Raw genomic sequence first — 1,985 nt, forward strand, 5'->3', positions numbered from 1 at the left:
CGTACGGCACGGTCTCCTGCAGCTGGACGCTGGTCAACTCGGCCAACGGGGTGCTGGACACGCGTTTGGACCGGGTGGCTCACAGCTCGGTGGGCACGGCCGATTGTAGCCCTCAACATACTGGCTATCTGTCTCAGTTAACAGAAAAGGCATATCCGAATCCTGTTACAACGGAACTCCATGTACGACCTTTTATTGCTGGGGCACGTATTATGATTTATTCGATGCTAGGAGGGTTACTTTTAGAGAGTCGTACTGGTTCAACGGAATCCAGCCTAAATGTGCAGTTTCTGCCAGCAGGAAATTATTTTCTAGTTATCTCGCTTGACAAAGAACTGCAAATAACTCAGCCCTTCGTCAAGCACAACTAACAATTTGAGTCAAAATATGCCTACGTGTTAAACAAGCTAACCTTGTACACTTACTACTTTTAAGCAAGTCGGTTCTACTAGGAATGGAAAATGCCTAAAAATAGACGGCTTAATTGATTTTACGCAACCTGTCGACTGTGAACGCAATGATGCCGAACGAGCGGATTAGCATCCATATAAGGTTTAGCGTCAATCATATCATCGCGTGTTTAGACTATCGTTGAATTGGCTATTTACTAAACAAATGGCTTAACCACTAGCCACAATTGACGCGACCCATAGGCTTGCTGATGCAGGCTACAAGTGAGGGTATCATGCGAAGTCTTTCCTTCCGCCAAGGCCGCATGGCCCGTAGCCGTACTTCGGTCTTGATTGACTAGCAGATAGTCCAAATAGAGGTTAAAAGCAGGTGAAATAGAGTGCATAATTGCTTTTTTCTTGAACTTAATCAGTAGGCTCACCATCGAAAACGGCTCCGCGTAACATCAGTGATTAACTATTAAGAAGGTTACCTCTGGCAGAAGTTAGACGACTTAATAATCTCATTTCTAACTAACACTTACAAACTGACAAATGGTAATGGCAAATCGTCATTTTATTTGAGGCATTAAATTAGCTGTTTAAGGCGCGAAGAAGTCTTCCGGCTGGTTTGATGAGAGATTAGCTACGAACTTGCCATACCTCCATCAAAGCAGCCCTGAAATAGTTATCCCTAGTGGCTAATGACCAACGTCCGGCGCCGAACCTGTGGCCCCTGCTTGACCACTACAATGTATTGACCCGGCGCCAACGATGACACATCCAGCACCACCAGCGGGCTCGTCCCGCTGACCCGCCGGACCTGCTCCTGACCCTGCATGTCCACCAGTGTTACCACATCGCCCACCTCCACTCCCACCCGCACTTCACTTACTGCCGGGTTGGGATACACCTCCAGGGGAGATATCCCAGACTCTAAGCCCAACAACGAGGCAACTTCCTCGGCGGAGCCCAGCCGCCCCCCCGGCCCACTCAGCGGACTCAGACGGAACTTCTGGTTGTCGGCCCCCGTGTACGTCCACTGCTGAAGCAAAGCCCCGCTGGCCATCGAGAGGCCGCTGATGTCCAGATACTTCTGGCTCTGCTTGCCCACAATGTAGTAGTACCCCTCCCCCGCATCCACCAGCTTGAACTGCTTGCTGTCGCTGCCATCATTCGACCACTGCACCACGGGCACCCCGTCGTACGTCGCTCCCCCCGACACACTCAGCACCTTGCCGCTGTGCACCGCCTTGATCGAGTAGTAGGCATTGCTCAGGGCCGTCAGCACCCATTTCTCGTTGGTGCTCCCCTGAAAAGGCCACTGCACCACCTTGGCCCCGTCGTTGGTAGCCGACCCCGTCACATCCAGCGCTTTGCCGCTGTGCTTGGCCACGATGCTGTAAGTCGCCCCCGACACCACCCCCGCCGTCGTCACCGGGCTGCAGGTGGCCGTACCCACCGAGCCGTGGGCCACCCGGTCGAAGCGTGTGTCCAGCACCCCATTGGCCGAGTTGACCAGCTGCCAGCTGCACGAGACCGTGCCGTACGAGCCCGTGTTCAGGTACAGCCCGTTATCACAGTTGACGGCCGTGT

3 protein-coding genes are annotated in these 1,985 nt (G+C 53.0%); 1 reads left to right on the top strand and 2 read right to left on the bottom strand.

Annotated elements, in window-relative coordinates; all coding sequences use genetic code 11:
- On the top strand, window positions 1–371 hold a 371-nt coding region (locus tag ACFS25_RS27680; protein WP_381507811.1), incomplete at its 5' end, for a T9SS type A sorting domain-containing protein.
- 236 nt (window positions 372–607) lie between these two features.
- Here the strand turns inward: ACFS25_RS27680 and ACFS25_RS27685 are convergent.
- On the bottom strand, window positions 608–796 hold the full coding sequence (locus ACFS25_RS27685; RefSeq protein WP_381507813.1) for a hypothetical protein: 189 nt from the start codon (window positions 794–796) through the stop codon (window positions 608–610).
- Window positions 797–1,083: 287 nt separating this feature from the next.
- Complete coding sequence (locus ACFS25_RS27690; RefSeq protein WP_381507814.1) at window positions 1,084–1,890, bottom strand: RICIN domain-containing protein; 807 nt, start codon at window positions 1,888–1,890, stop codon at window positions 1,084–1,086.
- Window positions 1,891–1,985: the final 95 nt, after the last annotated feature.

Origin of the sequence: Spirosoma flavum (assembly GCF_042686045.1) — a bacterium.
GTDB classification, from domain to species: domain Bacteria; phylum Bacteroidota; class Bacteroidia; order Cytophagales; family Spirosomataceae; genus Spirosoma; species Spirosoma flavum.

What these genes read in the sequence shown, in the direction of transcription:
- ACFS25_RS27685 (WP_381507813.1), bottom strand. Translation starts at nt 796, where the DNA reads ATGCACTCTATTTCACCTGCTTTTAACCTCTATTTGGACTATCTGCTA.